Here is a 17,209-nt window from a genome sequence, read left to right on the forward strand (position 1 = left end):
CCGCAGACGCCGCTTGCCGCATGAACCTGATCGACCGCATCTCGCACCAGTTCGAAGACAACATGCGCGCCTCGCTCGAGGCGCTCGAGCTGCTTGCCGCGCCGATCGCCGGCGCGGTCGAGCTGATCACCGCCAGCCTGCTCGACAGCGGCAAGGTGCTGGTGTGCGGCAGCAGCGGTTCGGCCGGCGACGCGCGCCGTTTCGCCGCTCAGCTGGTCAATGGCTTCGAGCTCGAACGCCCGGCGCTCGCCGCGATGGCGCTGAGCGCCGACAGCTCCAGCCTCGCCCCGATCGCCGGCGACCCCGATACCCAAGCCTTGTTCGCCCGTCAGATCGCCGCCTTCGGGCAGCCCGGCGACATCCTGCTGACCCTGTCCGCCAACCCCGATTCGGCGCGCGTGCTCGACGCCATCCGCGCCGCCCATGAGCGCGACATGCGAGTGATCGCCCTCACCGGCGCCGGTGGCGGGCGCACCGCCGAGACGCTCGGCCCGGCCGACATCCTGCTCTGCGCACCCGCCGAGCGGATTGCCCGCATCCGGGAAATCCACTTGCTGATCCTGCACTGCCTGTGCGACGGTATCGACTGCCTCTTACTCGGAGTGGAAGACTGATGACCCGACCCCAACACGCCGACAGACCGGCGAAGTCCAGCCGGCGCACCCTCCTCCTGGGCCTTTCCGCAGCCATCGCACTGCCCTTGCTGCAGGGCTGCTTCCCGGTCGTCGCCACCGGTGTCGGCGCGGGTGCGGCGATGGTCTCCGACCGTCGCACCAGCGGCACCTATGTCGAGGACGAAGGGATCGAATGGAAGGTGGCGGCGCGCATCCGCGAGCGCCTCGGCGACAGCGTGCATGTCAACGTCACCTCCTACAACCGCAACGTGCTGCTCACCGGCGAAGCGCCCAACGAGACCGTGCGCGGCCAGCTCGATGGCATCGTGGCCGGCGTCGAGAATGTGCGCGGCGTGATCAACGAAGTCGCCATCGCGCCCAACTCCAGCCTCACCGCGCGCGGCAACGACACCTTGATCACCTCCAACGTGAAGGCGCGCATGATCGACTCCGGGGCCGTCTCGGCCCACAACGTCAAGGTGGTGACCGAGGCCAACGTCGTCTTCCTGCTCGGCATCGTCCCCCGCAGCGAGGCCGACGCCGCCGCCGAGGTGGCGCGCACCAGCCAAGGCGTGCGCAAGGTCGTGCGGGTTTTCGAATACATCAGCGACGAGGAAGCCCGCCGCCTCGACAACCCGACCGGCGCGCGCCGCAACTGAGCGCCCCCGACCGGCATCCCTGGCGGCGGCGTCCTTCCGAACGCGCCGCCCGGGATGCGACTTACGCTCCGAGCGCGTCGAGCAGCTTCTGGTGCACGCCGCCGAAGCCGCCGTTGCTCATCACCAGCATGTGGTCGCCGGGCTGTGCCGCCGCAACCACGGCGGCGACCAGCGCATCCAGGCGATCGTAGGTACGCGCGCGTGCGCCCAGCGGGGCGAGCGCCGCGGCCGCATCCCAGTCCAGCCCGTGCGCATGGCAGAACACCAGATCGGCTTCGGCGAGGCTGGCCGGCAACTGCGCCTTCATGACGCCCAGCTTCATGGTGTTCGAGCGCGGCTCGAGCACCGCCAGGATGCGACCCTGCGGTTCGCGCCGGCGCAGGCCGCCGACGGTGAGCGCGATCGCGGTCGGGTGGTGGGCGAAGTCGTCATAGACGCTCACACCTCTTACCGTCCCGCGCAGTTCCAGCCGGCGCTTGATGCCGGCGAAACGCCCGAGGCTGGCGATCGCCTGCGCGGGCGTGACGCCGACGTGGCGCGCGGCGGCGATCGCGGCGAGCGCGTTGTCGCGGTTGTGGCTGCCGGCGAGCGCCATGCGCACCCGGCCCTGCTCGACGCCATCGAGGCGGAACACCGCCTCGGCCTCGTCCGCCCCGGTGCCCACCGTCCATCGGCCGTCGCCGCCGAACCATTCCAGCTCCGACCAGCAGCCACGCTCGATGACGCGCTTCAGGCTGTCCTCGTGGGCGTTGGCGACGATGCGGCCGCTCGCCGGGATGGTGCGCACCAGATGGTGGAACTGGGTCTCGATCGCGCCGAGGTCGGCGAAGATGTCGGCGTGGTCGAACTCGAGATTGTTGAGAATCGCGGTGCGCGGCCGGTAATGCACGAACTTCGAGCGCTTGTCGCAGAACGCGGTGTCGTACTCGTCGGCCTCGATCACGAAGAAGGGCGACTCGGTCAGGCGCGCGGACACGCCGAAGTTCTGCGGCACGCCGCCCACCAGGAAGGATGGCGACAAACCCGCATCCTCCAGCATCCAGGCGAGCAGCGAGGTCGTGGTGGTCTTGCCGTGGGTGCCGGCGACCGCCAGCACCCAGCGCCCGGCGAGCACGTGCTCGGCCAGCCACTGCGGCCCGGACACGTAGGGCAGGCCGCGGTCGAGGATCGCCTCGAGGAGCGGATTGCCGCGCGACACCGCGTTGCCGACGACGTACATGTCGGGCTCGAGGTCGAGCTGGCTGGTGTCGTAGCCCTCGATCAGCCCGATGCCCTGCTCCTCGAGCTGCGTGCTCATCGGCGGGTAGACGTTGGCGTCGCAGCCGGTGACGGTGTGGCCGGCGGCGCGCGCGAGCAGCGCGACGCCGCCCATGAAGGTGCCGCAGATGCCGAGGATATGGATGTGCATGGGGGTTCGCGCTCCGCTAAGCCTTCATCCGGCCGCAACCGGGGGTGTATTACAATGGGCGCGCATTCTACCCGAGGCCCACCATGCCCTCACACGCCCACGTATCACGCAGCGGCGGCCTGCGGCGCGAGATCGCCGCGCTCGCCGCACGCATGATGGCCGAGGACGGCATCAGCGACTTCGGCTTCGCCAAGCGCAAGGCTGCGAAACAGCTCGGCGCCACCGACGCCGACGCCCTGCCCAACAACAACGAGGTCGAGGCCGAGCTGCGCGCCTGGCTTGCGATCTACCAGGACGAGGAGCAGCCGCAGCGCCTGCTCGAGATGCGCAGCGCGGCGATCGAGGTCATGCGCCTGCTCGCCGACTTTCGCCCCTACCTCACCGGCGGAGCCCTCGACGGCACCGCCGGACGCTACTCGGAACTCGAGATCGAACTCTTCCCCGAGAGCACCAAGGACGTCGAGATCTTCTTCCTCAACCAGGACTTCGCCTACGAGCACCGCGAGCCGCGCCGCCCCGCACCGCATACGCCCGAGGCCATCCTCAGCTTCGACTGGGACGACGTGCCGGTGAAGGTGTCGATCTATCCCTCGGCCGCCGAGCGCAGCCCGCGCCGCGGCCAGGATCGCGCCCGCCTCGCCCAGGTCGAGGCCCTGGTCGCCGCGGCGGTGGAGAGCACACGCGACACGGGGTCGCACGCTCCCTGAGGTTTGCCTGCCCCGCCATGCCGGGCACCCTCCTCGGCTTGCAGCCCACGGCGCACGAGCGCAGAATCCGCGCACGGCGCCGGGTCCCAGGCACCCTCCACGCAAGTCCAGATCACAACCCAAAGTGGACAATTTGCCGCGATTTACGGCAAACTTGCATCCATGAAGCGCTCAAAATGCTTGACGACCCATCTTCACCGGGCGCTCGGGCCAGCCCCCCGGCATGACGGGGCGGTGCTTCACGAGGTCGCTTGCACGCATTCCGCCCGTGGTGGCGAGCCATCCCGGCCGAGCGAGTTCGCGCGCGGCCCCCTCAGCACGAAACGTTTCCGCACCAGTCCGCCGCCCGACCGCGGCGGCCTCGGCGTGTGCGCGAAACCCGAACACTGAATCATCCCGATCGTGGCGCCCGTCGAGGCGATCGCGGTCCCGTCCGGAGAACACCATGGATCTGCGCAAGCTCAAGAAACTCATCGATCTCGTCCAGGAGTCCGGCATCTCGGAGCTCGAGGTGACCGAAGGCGAGGAAAAGGTACGCATCGCCAAGCACACCAGCGCACCTCCGGCAACCTACTATGCCCAGGTCCCCCCCGCACCCGCAGCCGCACCGGCGGCCGTCGTCGCCTCCCCCGCCCTGACCGATGCAGAAGACGAGTTGCCCGACGGTCACGTGGTCAAGTCGCCCATGGTCGGGACCTTCTATCGCGCCGGGGCCCCGGGCGCGAAGCCGCTGGTCGAACTCGGCCAGAAGATCGCCACCGGCGACCGCCTGTGCATCATCGAGGCGATGAAGCTGATGAACGAGATCGAGGCCGACGCCAGCGGCGTCGTCAAGGCCATCCTGGTCGAGAACGGTGAGCCCGTCGAATACGGCCAGCCCCTGTTCGTGATCGGCTGAGTCCGCCATGTTCGAGAAGATCCTGATCGCCAACCGCGGGGAAATCGCCCTGCGCATCCTGCGCGCCTGCCGCGAACTCGGCATCAAGACGGTCGCGGTCCACTCCGAGGCCGACACCCACGCCAAGTACGTGCGACTGGCCGACGAGTCCGTTTGCATCGGCCCGCCGCCCTCTGCGCAGAGCTACCTCAACGTGCCGGCCATCATCTCTGCCGCCGAGGTCACCGACGCCGAGGCCATCCACCCCGGCTACGGCTTCCTCTCCGAGAACGCCGACTTCGGCGAGCGCGTCGAGCAGTCGGGCTTCGTCTTCATCGGCCCACGCCCCGAGACCATCCGCCTGATGGGCGACAAGGTCTCTGCCAAGGATGCGATGAAGGCCGCCGGCGTGCCCTGCGTGCCGGGTTCGGACGGCGCACTGCCCGAGGATCCGAAGGAGATCGTCAAGATCGCACGCGCGGTCGGCTACCCGGTGATCATCAAGGCCGCCGGCGGCGGCGGCGGGCGCGGCATGCGCGTGGTGCACACCGAGGCCGCGCTGCTCAACGCCGTCACCACCACCCGCGCCGAGGCCCAGGCGGCCTTCGGCAACCCCGTCGTATACATGGAGAAGTTCCTCGAGAATCCGCGCCACGTCGAGATCCAGATCCTTGCCGACCAGCACGGCAACGCGGTCTATCTCGGCGAACGCGACTGCTCCATGCAGCGCCGCCACCAGAAGGTGATCGAGGAAGCGCCGGCCCCCGGCATCGACCGCAAGACGATCGCCAAGGTCGGCGAACGTTGCGCGGAAGCCTGCCGCAAGATCGGCTACCGCGGCGCCGGCACCTTCGAGTTCCTCTACGAGAACGGCGAGTTCTACTTCATCGAGATGAACACGCGGGTGCAGGTGGAGCATCCGGTGACCGAACTGATCACCGGCATCGACATCGTGCAGGCGCAGATCCGCATCGCCGCCGGCGAGAAGCTCTGGTTCCGTCAGCGCGACATCGAGTTCCGCGGCCACGCGATCGAGTGCCGGATCAACGCCGAGGATCCGTTCAAGTTCACGCCCTCGCCCGGTCGCATCACCAACTGGCATACGCCAGGTGGGCCGGGGATCCGGGTCGATTCGCACGTTTACAACGGCTACACCGTGCCGCCCCACTACGACTCGATGATCGGCAAGCTGATCGCATACGGCGACACTCGCGAGCAGGCGATCCGTCGCATGCGCATCGCGCTCTCCGAGATGATGGTCGAGGGCATCAAGACCAACATCCCGCTGCACCAGACCCTGATGCTCGACCCGCGCTTCAACGAGGGCTGCACCAGCATCCATTACCTCGAGCACAAGCTCACCCACCGCAACGAAGTGCAGGACTGACGCGCGATGTGGATCTCGGTGACCCTGCAGGCCGAGGCCGACAAGGCCGAGGCGCTCTCCGACGCACTGATGGAGGCCGGCGCGCTCTCTGTCTCGATCGAGGACGCCGACGCCGGCACCGAGGCGGAGCGCCCGCAGTTCGGCGAGCCCGGCCACCTGCCCACCGCGCTGTGGGACCACAGCCGGGTGATCGCGCTGTTCGACGGTGCGGCCGATCCGGCCGAGCTCGGCGCGATGCTCGCCGAAGCCGCCCGCGCGGCGGGTTTCGACGCCGTCCCCCCGTTCTCCACCGAGACGGTAGCCGAGCAGAACTGGGTGCAGCTCACCCAGAGCCAGTTCGATCCCATCCGCATCACCGACCGGCTGTGGATCGTGCCGTCCTGGCACGAGGCGCCCGACGCCGACGCGATCAACATCGAGCTCGACCCCGGCATGGCCTTCGGCACCGGCTCCCACCCCACCACCCGGCTCTGCCTGGAGTGGCTGTGCGAGGTGGTCACGCCCGGCTGCAGCGTGCTCGACTACGGCTGCGGCTCGGGCATCCTCGGCATCGCCGCGGCCAAGCTCGGCGCCGGCGCGGTGCTCGGCATCGACATCGACGAGAAGGCGGTCGAGGCCGCGCGCGACAACGCCGCGCGCAACCACGCGGCCGTACGCCTGCAGCACTCTGCCGTGCCGGTCGGCGACACCTTCGATCTGGTCGTCGCCAACATCCTCACCAACCCGCTGTGCGTGCTCGCGCCGGCGATTTCGGCGCGGGTCGCTCCGGGCGGCCGGGTGGCGCTGTCGGGCGTGCTCGAGACCCAGGCCGCGCAGGTCGTGGAGGCCTGGGCACCGCACATCGCACTGCACGTGGGCGCGGCGCACGAAGGCTGGATCCGCCTCGAGGGACGGCGCCCCGGGCCATGATGATCACCCGCTGCCCCGCCTGCCAGACGGTGTTCCGGCTGCGCCCGGAGCAGCTTCACGCACGGGGCGGCGAGGTCCGCTGCGGGCATTGCTTCCACCCCTTCAACGCGCTCGAGCACACGGTCGAGGTTCGCGACGACGGCGCCGCGACCACAGCGGCGCCCCCACCCCCCGCGGCGAGACCGGTGTATGAAGCACGCCCCGATCCGCTGCTCGACTTCGACATCCCCGAGGTTGCCCCCTCGCCGCCGATCCGGGCGCCGCTGCCCGAGCCGGGTCTCGACGACTACGAGGACTGGCTCGCGCCCGCGCACAAGCCCGCGCTGCGCGGCACCGCGATGGACGACGGGCAGACCGGCACGGCCCCCGCCTTCGACGAGGGCGCCGCAGCGGCCCAGCCCTTTCCGGAAGTCTTGCGCAGCGCCCGGCGAGGCCTGCCGATCGACGAGGACGAGGGCGGAACGCCTGCTCGCGGCAGGGACCTCGCCGCGCCCGGGCCCTTCGCACCGACGATCTCCTACACGCCACCGCCGCCCTTCGACGACGATCCGGCCACCGCAATCCCCGGGCTCTCCACCCCCGTGCGCGAATCCGCGCGGGCCGCACCGGAACCCGCCTCCATCCCTGCACACGAGGATGAACAACCCGCCTCGCCTCACGAGCCCGACCTCGCCCGCCTCGACGCCAACTACGGACGCCCGCGCAAGGAAACCCACCCGCTCGTACGCGCGCTCGCGATGCTGCTCGCGGTCGGCTTGTCCGCGCTGCTCGCGGCGCAGGCCACCTATCTGTATCGCATGGAGCTGGCGCGCGCCCTCCCCGGCCTGCGCCCCGTCCTGAGCGAGGCCTGCGCGCGCTTCGGCTGCGGCGTGCCCTATCCGCGCGATGCGGAACACATCGCGATCGAGGCTTCCGACCTGCAGGCCGAACCCGGGCGGCCCGGCTACTACCTGCTGCAAGCCACGCTCAACAACCGCGCGGACTATCCGCAGCAGTGGCCGCATCTGGAACTCACCCTCACCGACGCCGGCGACAACCCGATCTCGCGCCGCGTGCTGCCATCCACCGACTGGCTGCCACCGAGCCAGCCGCACGAAGCCTTCATGGCACGCAGCGCGATCGAGTTGCGCATTCCCTTCGCCGCACCGGCGCTGGCACCGACGGGATACCGGATCTATGCATTCTATCCGTGAGGAGTGAGGCGTAAGGCATCAGGGGTGAGGAGCGGGAGCGAGCGCGCTCGACCCCGCATGCGCCGGGCTCGCGCCCGGCATCCTTCTCAGCGCGAGACGCGGGTGGTGCCGGCGTCGCGCAGCACGCGGACGCGCTCACCGGGGCGGAAGCCTTCGCCCTCGTCGGCCTGCACCACGGCGAGAAACTGGTCATTGTCCAGACGCACGGTGACTTCCACGCCCGCTTGCCGGGTCGCACCTTCCTCCACCGCAGAGCCGGCAAGCCCGCCGGCCACCGCGCCGATGACGGTGGCCACGGCCTGGCCACGTCCGCCGCCGACCGTGTTGCCGGCGATACCGCCGATGGCCGCGCCCGCGACCGAGCCGATCGGCGTCTTCGTTCCCTCGAGCTGCACCGCGCGTACCGCCTCGATGGTGCCGAACTGCACCGTCATCGCGCGCCGCGCCTCGGTGCGCGCATACGTGCCACCCCCCAGTCCCTGGGCGCAGCCGCCCACCGCCAGCGCCGCGATCATCGCGCCGGCCAGGGCGCGCCACTTCATCCCGCTTCGATTCACCATAGATCCTCTCCGAAAGCCTCGCGATAACGCGCCCCGACGTCTGCACGCGAAGGCGCGTAGTTCTGTCCGCCACGCTGGGCGATCTTGAGCGCGCCCATGACCGCGGCCAGGCGCGCGCTCCTGCGCAGGTCCCAGCCCGCGGCGATACCGTGCAGCAGGCCGGCACGGTAGGCGTCGCCGCAACCGGTCGGGTCGACGATCGCGTCCGCCCTCACCGCCGGCACCTCGAACACCTCGCCGCGCCAAAGCACGCGCGAACCTTCCGCTCCCAAGGTCACCACCAGCGCCTCCACCTCGCGGGCGAGCTCCGCTTCGCTGCGCCCGGTCTTCTCGCACATCAGCCGGGCCTCGTAGTCATTGACCGTACAGTAGCGCGCCTGTTGCAGGCATTTCAGTAACGCTTCGCTACCAAGGATGGGCAGGGCCTGGCCCGGGTCGAACACGAAGGGCACCCCGGCCGCGGCGAAGCCGTCGGCGTGGCGCAGCATGCCGTCGGCGCCGTCGGGCGAGACGATGCCCAGCGTCGCACCGGCCGCGGTGCGCACGTCGTTCAGGTGCGAGTGGAACATCGCCCCCGGATGGAAGGCGGTGATCTGGTTGTCGTCGAGGTCGGTGGTGATGAAGGCCTGCGCGGTGAAGGTGCCCGGCACCTCGCGCACGAAGTCCTCGCGCAGCCCGAGCGCGCGCAGGCGCGCACGGTAGGGACCTGCGTCCTCGCCCACGGTGGCGACGATCAGCGGATCGCTGCCGAGCAGCTTGAGCCCGTAGGCGATGTTGCCGGCACAGCCGCCGAACTCCCGGCGCAGGTCGGGCACCAGGAAAGAGACGTTGAGGATATGGATCTGCTCGGGGAGGATGTGATTCCGGAAGCGGTCGTGGAAGACCATGATCGAGTCGTAGGCGACCGATCCGCAGACGAGGATGGACATGGAAGGCAGGCAGGCGGAGGGTGGGCGAAAGCCGGATTATACGCGGCCCCTCCGCCTTCCCCCGCCGCCGCCGGAGCCGCGGCCAGGTCTTCAGTCCTGACCGGGGAGCGCCTCGCGCAGCTTCGCCGCCATCGCCTCGAGCGCCTCGCGCGGCGGGTTCTTCACCGGCCAGGCCAGCGCCATGCCGTCGCCTTCCCAGCGCGGCAGCACGTGGAGATGGAAGTGGAACACGGTCTGCGCCCCCGCCTTCTCGTTGGCCTGGAGCAGCGTCACTCCCTCGCAGCCGGTCACCTTCTTCGCCACGCGGGCGACCCGCGCCGCAGTGCGGAAGGCCGCGCCGGCGAGGGTGTCGTCGAGCGCGTAGATGTTCGCGCGGTGCGGCTTGACCAGCACCAGCATGTGGCCGGGATTGACCGACTGGATGTCCATGATGGCGAGCGTGTCGGCGTCCTCATACACCTTGGACGACGGCAGTTCGCCGCGCGCGATGCGGCAGAACACGCAGTCGGGGTCGTGGTCGGGCGGGGTCGTGCACTGCATGCGAAGTTCTCCTGGGGCCGGATGTGCGTCATCGCATCGTAACCAGCACGTCACCGCGTCGCAACGACGGGTTTCGAGAATGGTCCGCACCCAACAGGACGGACACAGGCCATGCTCCAGCACCTCCAGCCCCGCCAGCAAACCGCCGCGCGCAAGACGCGCAACCTGCACGTCGGCCTCGCCAGCAGCGAGACCGAGATCCTCGAGGCGCAGAAGCTGCGCTACCGGGTCTTCGCCGAGGAGATGGGGGCCCGCCTGCCCACACGCAGTCCGGGCGTCGACCGCGACCTCTACGATCCCTTCTGCGAGCACCTGATCGTGCGCGACGAGGATGCCGGCCGCATCGTCGGCACCTATCGCATCCTGTCGCCCTCCGCCGCACGCCGGGTGGGTGGCTACTACTCCGAGAACGAATTCGACCTCACCCGCCTGCAGCACCTGCGCGGCCAGCTCGTGGAGATCGGGCGCTCGTGCATCGACGCCGACTACCGCAGCGGCGCGGTGATCGCGCTGCTGTGGTCGGGGCTCGCGCGCTACATGCAGGAGAACGGCTACGAATACCTGATCGGCTGCGCCTCGGTGAGCATGGCCGACGGCGGGCACGCCGCGGCCAGCCTGTATAATCGCCTGCGCGAAAAACACCTCGCCCCGCTCGAGTACCACGTCTTCCCGCGCTGCCCCCTGCCGCTCGCGAGCCTGCGCGGCGACCTCGACGCCGAGGCGCCACCGCTGATCAAGGGCTACCTGCGCGCGGGAGCCTGGGTCTGCGGCGACCCGGCATGGGACCCCGACTTCAACACCGCGGACCTGCCCATCCTGATGCCGATCGGCCGCGTGGATGGGCGCTACGCCCGCCACTTCATGGGACGCAAGGACTGAACGCCCCCCGCCACCCCGACCTCGTGCAGGATCGCGCCATGCATGCCGGTGCCGGCACCGCGCCACCAGCCTCCGCGTCCGGAGCAGCCACCCGCGCGGCCGCGGCGCGCGAGGCGCGCGCCGGTGGGCTGCTGCGCGCGACGCGCTGGACCCGGCTCGCCCTGCACCTACTGCAGGGGGTGCTGACGATCGCGACGATCTATCCGCTCACCGGTCGCGACACTCGCGAGGCCCTGCGCCAGCGCTGGTCTCAGGGGCTGCTGCGGGTGCTCGGGATGCGCCTCGAGCACCGCGGCGAGGCAATCGCACCCGGTTGCATGCTGGTTGCCAACCACGTCTCCTGGGTGGACATCTTCGCGATCAACGCGCTCGCCCCCGCCGCCTTCGTCTCCAAGTCCGAGGTACGCGCCTGGCCGGTGATCGGCTGGCTGGCGGCGAAGAACGACACCATCTTCCTGCGTCGCGGCAGCCGTGGCCACGCCCGCATCATCAACGAGGAAACCGCCGCGCTGCTCGACGCCGGGTGCAACGTCGCCATCTTCCCCGAGGGCACGACCACCGACGGCGCGACCCTGCTGCACTTCCACGCCGCGCTGCTGCAGCCGGCGATCGCCTGCGGCCATCCGGTGCAGCCCCTCGCGCTGCAATACCGCACGCCGGACGACCGCTTCAGCCGCGCGCCCGCCTACGATGGCGAGCTCAGCCTGGGCGAGTGCATCGCCAACATCATCGCCGCGCCGCGCACGATCGCGCGCATCACGGTGGCGGCGCCGATCGCCACCGCCGACGGAGCGGACCGGCGCACGCTGGCTGCACGCACGCGCGGCGAGATCGCCACCGCCATCGGCATCGCGCTCGACGCGCAGACCTGAGACCACCGCCGCAGGCTCAGCCCGGGACCTGGAACACCGCGTCGTCCTCGATGCGCAGCGCGGTCAGCTTGCCGCCCCACACGCAGCCCGAATCGAGCGCGATCAGCCCCGGCTCGCGGTAGAAGCCGAGCGCCGACCAGTGCCCGCAGACGATCGTATGGGTACGGCTGAAACGGTCGGGCACGCGGAACCACGGCAGCATGCCCGACGGCGCCTTGTGCGGCGCGCCCTTGGCACTCAGGTCCATGCGCCCCTGCGCGGTACAGAAGCGCAGCCGCGTCATGGCATTGACGATCACGCGCAGACGGTCCCAGCCCTTGAGCCCGTCCGACCAGCGATCCGGGCGGTTGCCCGCGAGGTGGAGCAGGAACTCGCGCGACTTCGGCCCGGCCAGCACCGCACCCACCTCGGCGGCGAGCGCCTGCGCGCGCGTCACCGTCCACCCGGGCAAGAGGCCGGCATGCACCAGCACGTGGTCGCCATGGACCCGCATCAGGGGCTGGAAGCTCAGCCACTCCAGCAACTCGTCGCGGTCGTCCGCCTCGAGCACCTGGAACAGCGTGTCGTCGCTGTCGCGCCGCTTGTAGCCGGCGGCGACCATCAGCAGGTAGAGGTCGTGGTTGCCGAGCACGATGCTCGCAGCATCGCCCAGACCGCGCAGGAAACGCAGCACGCGCAGGGATTCGGGGCCCCGATTGACGAGGTCGCCGACGATCCACAGCCGGTCGACCGCGGGATCGAAGGCGATGCGGTCGAGCATGCGGTCCAGCGGGGCGTAGCAGCCCTGGATGTCGCCGATTGCGTAGTTGGCCATCGATTCCTGCCGCTGCCGGCCGGCGGGCCGCAGCGCATGGAAGGTTGTAGATCGGGGGGCGGCCGTCGCGCCGGGCCGCCCCGGGCGGATCAGACCCGGTAGTACTCCCGGTACCAGGCGATGAAGCGGCCGACGCCCTCGCGCACGCTGGTCGCCGGGGCGAAGCCGGTCCAGGCGTTCAGCGCGGCGGTGTCGGCGTAGGTGGCCGGGACGTCGCCGTCCTGCAGCGGCAGGAAGTTCTTCTGCGCGGTGGTGCCGAGCGCATCCTCGATCGCGGCGACGAACTCCATCAGTTCGACCGGGTCATGGTTGCCGATATTGAACACACGGTAGGGTGCGCTGCCGGTGCCCGGGTTCGGCTGCATCGGATCGAAGGCGGGATCGGGTTCGGCGATGCGGTCAAGGGTGCGGATCACCCCCTCGACGATGTCGTCGACATAGGTGAAGTCGCGCCGCATGCGGCCGTGGTTGAAGACATCGATCGGACGCCCTTCCAGGATCGCCTTGGTGAACAGGAACAGCGCCATGTCCGGGCGGCCCCAGGGGCCATACACGGTGAAGAAGCGCAGCCCGGTGGTGGGCAGGCCGTAGAGGTGGCTATAGGTGTGCGCCATCAGCTCGTTGGCCTTCTTGGTCGCCGCGTAGATGCTCACCGGGTGGTCGACGCTGTCGCTCTCCGAGAACGGCATCTTCGTGTTGCCGCCATACACGCTGGAGCTCGACGCATAGACCAGGTGCTGCACCTTCGCGTGGCGGCAGCCCTCGAGGATGTTCATGAACCCGACCAGGTTGCTGTCGACATAGGCGTGCGGGTTCTGCAGCGAATAGCGCACCCCGGCCTGGGCGGCGAGGTGGATGACGCGGTCGAACTTCTCGGCGGCGAACAAGGCCTCCATGCCGGCGCGGTCGGCCACGTCCATCTTCACGAAGCGGAAGCCCGCGTGCGGCTGCAGCCGGGCAAGGCGCGCCTCCTTGAGGGTGGGGTCGTAGTAGTCGTTCAGGTTGTCGAGGCCGACCACCTCGTCGCCGCCCGCGAGCAGGCGCAGCGTGGTGTGCATGCCGATAAAACCGGCAGCGCCGGTGACGAGGATCTTCATGGAGGAAATTGGCTGGGCGATGGATTGGACAAATTATCGCATGCCCACGCCAGCGCACAGTGTGAACGGTTTCCTTCATCGCGCGCAGGACCGCGGCCGGCGTCCTTGCTTATACTGCGGCGGTCGTCCTCCCCTTCCACCCGATGCTGACCCGCCTGCCCTATACCTTGCTGTGGATCCTCGCCCTGCCCCTGGTGCTGCTGCGCCTGGCCTGGCGGGCGCGCCACCAGCCCGCCTATCTGCGCCACGTCGGCGAGCGCTTCGGGCGCTACCGGACGCGCGCGCCGGTGGGGGTGATCTGGGTGCACGCGGTCTCCGTGGGCGAGACCCGCGCCGCCGAACCGCTGGTGCGCGCCCTGCTCGCCGAATGGCCGGAGCACTCGGTGCTGCTCACCCACATGACGCCGACCGGTCGCGACACCTCGAAAACCCTCTTCCGCGACGAGCCGCGTGTGCTGCGCGCCTACCTGCCCTACGACCTCGGCTGCTTCGCCCACGCCTTCCTGCGCCACTTCCGCCCGCTGTTCGGAGTGGTGATGGAGACCGAGCTGTGGCCCAACCTCCTCGCCGCCTGCCGGCGCCGCCGCATTCCGGTGATGCTTGCCAACGCCCGTCTTTCGGAGCGCTCGGCGCGTCGCTACGCCCGCCTGCCCGCGCTTACCGCGCTCACCCTGAAGGCACTCGCGGCGATCGGCGCGCAGACCGCCGCTGACGCCGCCCGCCTCGCCCAACTCGGCGCGCGCCGAGTCACGGTCACCGGCAACCTCAAGTTCGACATCGCCCCGCCGGCGCCGCTGCTGGCGCTCGGCCGCAGCCTGCGCGAACGCATCGGCGCGCGCCCGGTGCTGCTCGCCGCGAGCACCCGCGAGGGAGAGGAGGCCCTGCTGCTCGACGCCTTCGCCCGCCTGGCGCCGCCCGCGGCCTTGCTGCTGCTGGTGCCGCGCCACCCCCAGCGCTTCGACGAGGTCGCCGCGCTCGCCCGCGCGCGCGGCCTCGCGCTGCAGCGGCGCAGTGCGGATGAAGCGGTGCGTGCGGACGCGCGCGTGCTGCTCGGCGACTCGATGGGCGAGATGTTCGCCTACTACGCCGCCGCCGACGTCGCCCTGATCGGCGGCAGCTGGCTGGCCTTCGGCGGGCAGAACCTGATCGAGGCCTGCGCGGTCGGCACCGCGGTGGTGATCGGCCCGCACACCTTCAATTTCCAGGCGGTGGCCGAGGACGCCGAGCGCGCCGGTGCCGCGGTGCGCGCGCAGGATGCGGAGGCCGGCATGCGCGAGGCGCTGGCGCTGGTCGCCGACCCGGAGCGACGCGCGCAGATCGCCGCCGCGGGGCGCGCCTTCGCGACCACGCACCAAGGCGCGACCGCGCGCAGCGTTGCGCTGCTCACGGCGCTGGCTGCGAGGCGTGAGGCGTGAGCCGTGCCGTTCAGGGCGCGAGCAGTGCGTTGATCGCGCGCACGTCGTCCTCGCCCAGGGTGCCGGCGGCGGCCTTCAGGCGCAACTGCGCGAGCAGAGTGTCGTAGCGCGCACGAGCGAGCTTCTGCAAGGTGTCGGCGAGCTGGGTCTGGGCGTTCAACACGTCGATGTTGATGCGCACGCCGACCTCGTAGCCGAGCTTGTTGGCGTCGAGCGCCGAGGTGGACGAGACGCGCGCGGCCTCGAGCGCCTTCACCTGCGCCATGCCGCTGGTCACGCCCAGCCAGGACTGGCGTGCGGCGAGCGCGGCGCTGCGACGGGCGTCCTCGAGATCGGCATCGGCCTTCATGCGCAGCGCAGCGGCCTCGCGCGACACCGAGGACACCCGGCCGCCCGCAAACAAGGGCACGTTGAGCTGCAGGCCGACACTGCTCACTTCATTGCGTCCGGCCGAGAGTTGCAGGTCGTTGTTGACACCGTGCCGGGCGACGACATCGACCGTAGGCAGATGGCCGGCGCGGGCGCGTTCGACTTCGCGCACGGCGATCTCGCGCACCAGCTGCTGGGCCTGCACGCCGAAGCCGCCGGATTCGGCCGCGGCCACCCAGTCGACGATGTTCTCGGGTTGCGGGCGCTGCAGCGCGACGCCTTCGCGCAGGCCGGCCAGCGCCTCGGGTTGTTTGCCGATGATCTGCGCCAAGGTCTGGCGCGCGACCTCGAGCAGGTTCTGCGCCGCGATCTCCTGCGCCGAGGCAAGGTCGAAGCGCGACTGCGCCTCATGCACGTCGGTGATCGTCACCGTGCCGACCTCGAAGCTGGTCTTCGCCAGCTCGAGCTGCTCGCCGGCCGCGGTGCGCAGCTGCGTCACCGCGGCGAGCGCGTCCTGGGCGTTGAGCACGTTGAAGTAGGCCTCGGCGACGCGCAGCACGAGATCCTGGCGTGCAATGCCGAACTGGGTCTCGGCGAGCGCAGTCTGCAGCTCACCCTGCTTGAACTGCACCCAGTTCTGCCAGCGGAACAGCGGCTGGGTAAGCTGCACGCCGTAGCCGTTGCTGTTGTAGCTGCCTTCACGGGGCGACGCCCCGACCGGCTTGAGCTTGGCGTCGTTCCGGGTGGTGTTGGCGTCCATGCCCACCTGCGGCAGCAGCCCGGCGCGGCCCTGCACCACCTTCTCCTGCCCGGCCTCGAGCTGGGCGCGCGCGGCGGAGAACTTGGCGTCGTTGGCGAGCGCGTCCTGGTACACCTGCATCAGGTCGGCCGCCGCGGCGCCCCCCGCAAACAGGCCCGCCACCAGAACTGCCAGGACTCGCTTCATCGTGCTCTCCGCTGCTGCTGCGCCGCGCTCAATACTGCGGCATGTTGCGATCGACCTCGTTCGCCCAGCCGGCGACGCCGCCGGACAGGTTGGCCACGTTGGAGAAGCCCTGGCGCTCGAGGAACATCGCGACCTGCCAGCTGCGTCCGCCGTGATGGCAGATGACCACCGTCTCGCGGTCGCGTTCCAGCTCCGCGTAACGCGCCGGGACGCTGCCCATCGGCATCGTCACCGAGCCGGGGATCTGGCAGATCTGCACCTCCCACGGCTCGCGCACGTCGAGCAGCAGGGGTGCAGGCCGTCGCGCGTCTTGCAGGCGCTCGGCGAGCATGGTCGGCGTGATCTGCAGCATCGTCGCCTCAGAAGCTGAAGGCTTCGCGCTGGGGCGCGTTCTTGAGCATGGGCACCACGGTCTCGAACACGTCCTCGGTACGGAAGCGGCCTTCGCCCTCGCAGGTGATCAGGCGCGCCTTCATGACCGGCGCCTCGCCGACGAAGGCGAACAGGCGACCACCCACCTTGAGCTGCTCGAGCAGCGACTGCGGCACGAAGGGCAGCCCGCCGGAGACGACGATCACGTCGTAGGGCGCGCGGCCAGACCATCCCTGCACACCGTCGCCGTCGACCACGACCACGTTGTGCACGCCGTTGCGCTCGAGGTTGGCGCTCGCCAGCTTCACCAGCTCGGGCTCGATCTCCATGGTGCGCACCCACTCGGCACGCGCCGCCAGCAGCGCGGCGAACCAGCCCGAGCCGGCGCCGATCTCGAGCACGGTGTCGGACTTGGTGACACGCAGCGCCTGCAGGATCTTGCCTTCGATCACCGGCTTGAGCATGACCTGGCCACAGCCGATCGGGATCTCGACGTCGGCGAAGGCCAGCTCGCGATGCGCGGCGGGAACGAATTCCTCGCGCTTGACCGTCATCAGGAGGTCGAGCACGTCCTGATCCAGCACCTCCCAGGGGCGGATCTGCTGCTCGACCATGTTGAAGCGCGCTTTCTCGAAGTTCATCAGGGGCTCCCGGCGAAATAT

The 17,209-nt window shown here is 70.1% G+C and carries 19 protein-coding genes; 10 read left to right on the forward strand and 9 right to left on the reverse strand.

Features of this window, described 5'->3' with window-relative positions; genetic code table 11:
* The first annotated feature begins 20 nt into the window (after positions 1-20).
* Together ACZ5PP_RS08955 and ACZ5PP_RS08960 are read left to right on the forward strand one after the other, a co-directional pair.
* The gene (locus ACZ5PP_RS08955) at positions 21-614 is read left to right on the forward strand and encodes an SIS domain-containing protein (protein WP_004304296.1); all 594 of its coding nucleotides are present in this window, start codon (positions 21-23) and stop codon (positions 612-614) included.
* On the forward strand, positions 614-1,273 hold the full coding sequence (locus ACZ5PP_RS08960; protein WP_043743217.1) for a BON domain-containing protein: 660 nt from the start codon (positions 614-616) through the stop codon (positions 1,271-1,273). The genes ACZ5PP_RS08955 and ACZ5PP_RS08960 overlap by 1 nt, the downstream gene beginning before the upstream one ends.
* A gap of 61 nt (positions 1,274-1,334) precedes the next feature.
* Here the strand turns inward: ACZ5PP_RS08960 and mpl are convergent, their stop codons facing one another.
* A complete protein-coding gene (mpl, locus tag ACZ5PP_RS08965) occupies positions 1,335-2,681 on the reverse strand; it encodes a UDP-N-acetylmuramate:L-alanyl-gamma-D-glutamyl-meso-diaminopimelate ligase (RefSeq protein ID WP_464826974.1) in 1,347 nt (448 codons plus the stop codon).
* Positions 2,682-2,764: 83 nt separating this feature from the next.
* Between mpl and ACZ5PP_RS08970 the strand changes: the two genes are divergently transcribed.
* The 5 genes from ACZ5PP_RS08970 to ACZ5PP_RS08990 all read left to right on the forward strand — a co-directional run bounded on the left by ACZ5PP_RS08970 (position 2,765) and on the right by ACZ5PP_RS08990 (position 7,754).
* Complete coding sequence (locus tag ACZ5PP_RS08970; RefSeq protein ID WP_004304292.1) at positions 2,765-3,388, forward strand: hypothetical protein; 624 nt, start codon at positions 2,765-2,767, stop codon at positions 3,386-3,388.
* Between the two features lie 445 nt (positions 3,389-3,833).
* The gene (gene accB, locus ACZ5PP_RS08975; protein ID WP_004304289.1) at positions 3,834-4,286 is read left to right on the forward strand and encodes an acetyl-CoA carboxylase biotin carboxyl carrier protein; all 453 of its coding nucleotides are present in this window, start codon (positions 3,834-3,836) and stop codon (positions 4,284-4,286) included.
* Positions 4,287-4,293: 7 nt separating this feature from the next.
* Positions 4,294-5,652 (forward strand): acetyl-CoA carboxylase biotin carboxylase subunit, encoded by a 1,359-nt coding sequence (gene accC, locus ACZ5PP_RS08980; protein ID WP_004304287.1) that lies wholly within the window; start codon positions 4,294-4,296, stop codon positions 5,650-5,652.
* Positions 5,653-5,658: 6 nt separating this feature from the next.
* Positions 5,659-6,561, forward strand: a complete 903-nt coding sequence (prmA, locus tag ACZ5PP_RS08985; RefSeq protein WP_004304285.1) for a 50S ribosomal protein L11 methyltransferase — start codon at positions 5,659-5,661, stop codon at positions 6,559-6,561.
* Positions 6,558-7,754, forward strand: coding sequence for a DUF3426 domain-containing protein (locus ACZ5PP_RS08990; protein ID WP_273422988.1), 1,197 nt, complete (start codon positions 6,558-6,560; stop codon positions 7,752-7,754). The genes prmA and ACZ5PP_RS08990 overlap by 4 nt, the downstream gene beginning before the upstream one ends.
* A gap of 86 nt (positions 7,755-7,840) precedes the next feature.
* On the opposite strand, the gene ACZ5PP_RS08995 is transcribed toward ACZ5PP_RS08990, so the two are convergent.
* The 3 genes from ACZ5PP_RS08995 to ACZ5PP_RS09005 form a co-directional block, all read right to left on the reverse strand.
* Entirely contained in the window at positions 7,841-8,314 is a 474-nt protein-coding gene (locus tag ACZ5PP_RS08995) for an outer membrane lipoprotein (RefSeq protein ID WP_012585951.1), read from the reverse strand.
* Entirely contained in the window at positions 8,308-9,243 is a 936-nt protein-coding gene (locus ACZ5PP_RS09000) for a carbohydrate kinase family protein (RefSeq protein WP_273422990.1), read from the reverse strand. Before ACZ5PP_RS09000 ends, ACZ5PP_RS08995 begins: the two co-directional genes overlap by 7 nt.
* A gap of 90 nt (positions 9,244-9,333) precedes the next feature.
* Positions 9,334-9,783, reverse strand: coding sequence for an HIT family protein (locus ACZ5PP_RS09005; protein WP_464826975.1), 450 nt, complete (start codon positions 9,781-9,783; stop codon positions 9,334-9,336).
* Positions 9,784-9,894: 111 nt separating this feature from the next.
* Between ACZ5PP_RS09005 and ACZ5PP_RS09010 the strand changes: the two genes are divergently transcribed.
* Together ACZ5PP_RS09010 and ACZ5PP_RS09015 are read left to right on the forward strand one after the other, a co-directional pair.
* On the forward strand, positions 9,895-10,662 hold the full coding sequence (locus ACZ5PP_RS09010; RefSeq protein WP_464826976.1) for a GNAT family N-acetyltransferase: 768 nt from the start codon (positions 9,895-9,897) through the stop codon (positions 10,660-10,662).
* A 38-nt stretch (positions 10,663-10,700) separates the two neighbouring features.
* Positions 10,701-11,534, forward strand: a complete 834-nt coding sequence (locus tag ACZ5PP_RS09015) for a lysophospholipid acyltransferase family protein (RefSeq protein WP_464826977.1) — start codon at positions 10,701-10,703, stop codon at positions 11,532-11,534.
* 16 nt (positions 11,535-11,550) lie between these two features.
* Here ACZ5PP_RS09015 and ACZ5PP_RS09020 read toward each other — a convergent pair whose 3' ends face one another.
* A complete protein-coding gene (locus ACZ5PP_RS09020) occupies positions 11,551-12,348 on the reverse strand; it encodes a symmetrical bis(5'-nucleosyl)-tetraphosphatase (RefSeq protein WP_004304272.1) in 798 nt (265 codons plus the stop codon).
* An 89-nt stretch (positions 12,349-12,437) separates the two neighbouring features.
* Entirely contained in the window at positions 12,438-13,445 is a 1,008-nt protein-coding gene (locus ACZ5PP_RS09025) for an NAD-dependent epimerase (protein ID WP_374617210.1), read from the reverse strand.
* 143 nt (positions 13,446-13,588) lie between these two features.
* Here ACZ5PP_RS09025 and waaA point away from each other — a divergent pair, with 143 nt between their 5' ends.
* Positions 13,589-14,860, forward strand: coding sequence for a lipid IV(A) 3-deoxy-D-manno-octulosonic acid transferase (gene waaA, locus ACZ5PP_RS09030; protein ID WP_273422996.1), 1,272 nt, complete (start codon positions 13,589-13,591; stop codon positions 14,858-14,860).
* Positions 14,861-14,870: 10 nt separating this feature from the next.
* Here the strand turns inward: waaA and ACZ5PP_RS09035 are convergent, their stop codons facing one another.
* Genes ACZ5PP_RS09035 through ACZ5PP_RS09045 form a run of 3 tightly spaced genes read right to left on the reverse strand, consistent with a single transcriptional unit; the run spans position 14,871 to position 17,188 of the window.
* Complete coding sequence (locus ACZ5PP_RS09035) at positions 14,871-16,175, reverse strand: TolC family outer membrane protein (protein ID WP_043743202.1); 1,305 nt, start codon at positions 16,173-16,175, stop codon at positions 14,871-14,873.
* Between the two features lie 28 nt (positions 16,176-16,203).
* Positions 16,204-16,527: a rhodanese-like domain-containing protein gene (locus tag ACZ5PP_RS09040; protein ID WP_004325263.1), complete on the reverse strand. Its 324-nt coding sequence runs from the start codon at positions 16,525-16,527 to the stop codon at positions 16,204-16,206.
* A 7-nt stretch (positions 16,528-16,534) separates the two neighbouring features.
* Positions 16,535-17,188, reverse strand: coding sequence for a protein-L-isoaspartate O-methyltransferase family protein (locus ACZ5PP_RS09045; RefSeq protein WP_004325265.1), 654 nt, complete (start codon positions 17,186-17,188; stop codon positions 16,535-16,537).
* Positions 17,189-17,209 lie beyond the last annotated feature (21 nt).

It is taken from the genome of Thauera sp. DNT-1 (genome assembly GCF_055393985.1).

Coding starts and splice junctions, on each gene's coding strand:
- ACZ5PP_RS08955 (WP_004304296.1), top strand. CDS start 21: ATGAACCTGATCGACCGCATCTCGCACCAGTTCGAAGACAACATGCGC.
- ACZ5PP_RS08960 (WP_043743217.1), top strand. CDS start 614: ATGACCCGACCCCAACACGCCGACAGACCGGCGAAGTCCAGCCGGCGC.
- mpl (WP_464826974.1), bottom strand. CDS start 2,681: ATGCACATCCATATCCTCGGCATCTGCGGCACCTTCATGGGCGGCGTC.
- ACZ5PP_RS08970 (WP_004304292.1), top strand. CDS start 2,765: ATGCCCTCACACGCCCACGTATCACGCAGCGGCGGCCTGCGGCGCGAG.
- accB (WP_004304289.1), top strand. CDS start 3,834: ATGGATCTGCGCAAGCTCAAGAAACTCATCGATCTCGTCCAGGAGTCC.
- accC (WP_004304287.1), top strand. CDS start 4,294: ATGTTCGAGAAGATCCTGATCGCCAACCGCGGGGAAATCGCCCTGCGC.
- prmA (WP_004304285.1), top strand. CDS start 5,659: ATGTGGATCTCGGTGACCCTGCAGGCCGAGGCCGACAAGGCCGAGGCG.
- ACZ5PP_RS08990 (WP_273422988.1), top strand. CDS start 6,558: ATGATGATCACCCGCTGCCCCGCCTGCCAGACGGTGTTCCGGCTGCGC.
- ACZ5PP_RS08995 (WP_012585951.1), bottom strand. CDS start 8,314: ATGGTGAATCGAAGCGGGATGAAGTGGCGCGCCCTGGCCGGCGCGATG.
- ACZ5PP_RS09000 (WP_273422990.1), bottom strand. CDS start 9,243: ATGTCCATCCTCGTCTGCGGATCGGTCGCCTACGACTCGATCATGGTC.
- ACZ5PP_RS09005 (WP_464826975.1), bottom strand. CDS start 9,783: ATGCAGTGCACGACCCCGCCCGACCACGACCCCGACTGCGTGTTCTGC.
- ACZ5PP_RS09010 (WP_464826976.1), top strand. CDS start 9,895: ATGCTCCAGCACCTCCAGCCCCGCCAGCAAACCGCCGCGCGCAAGACG.
- ACZ5PP_RS09015 (WP_464826977.1), top strand. CDS start 10,701: ATGCATGCCGGTGCCGGCACCGCGCCACCAGCCTCCGCGTCCGGAGCA.
- ACZ5PP_RS09020 (WP_004304272.1), bottom strand. CDS start 12,348: ATGGCCAACTACGCAATCGGCGACATCCAGGGCTGCTACGCCCCGCTG.
- ACZ5PP_RS09025 (WP_374617210.1), bottom strand. CDS start 13,445: ATGAAGATCCTCGTCACCGGCGCTGCCGGTTTTATCGGCATGCACACC.
- waaA (WP_273422996.1), top strand. CDS start 13,589: ATGCTGACCCGCCTGCCCTATACCTTGCTGTGGATCCTCGCCCTGCCC.
- ACZ5PP_RS09035 (WP_043743202.1), bottom strand. CDS start 16,175: ATGAAGCGAGTCCTGGCAGTTCTGGTGGCGGGCCTGTTTGCGGGGGGC.
- ACZ5PP_RS09040 (WP_004325263.1), bottom strand. CDS start 16,527: ATGCTGCAGATCACGCCGACCATGCTCGCCGAGCGCCTGCAAGACGCG.
- ACZ5PP_RS09045 (WP_004325265.1), bottom strand. CDS start 17,188: ATGAACTTCGAGAAAGCGCGCTTCAACATGGTCGAGCAGCAGATCCGC.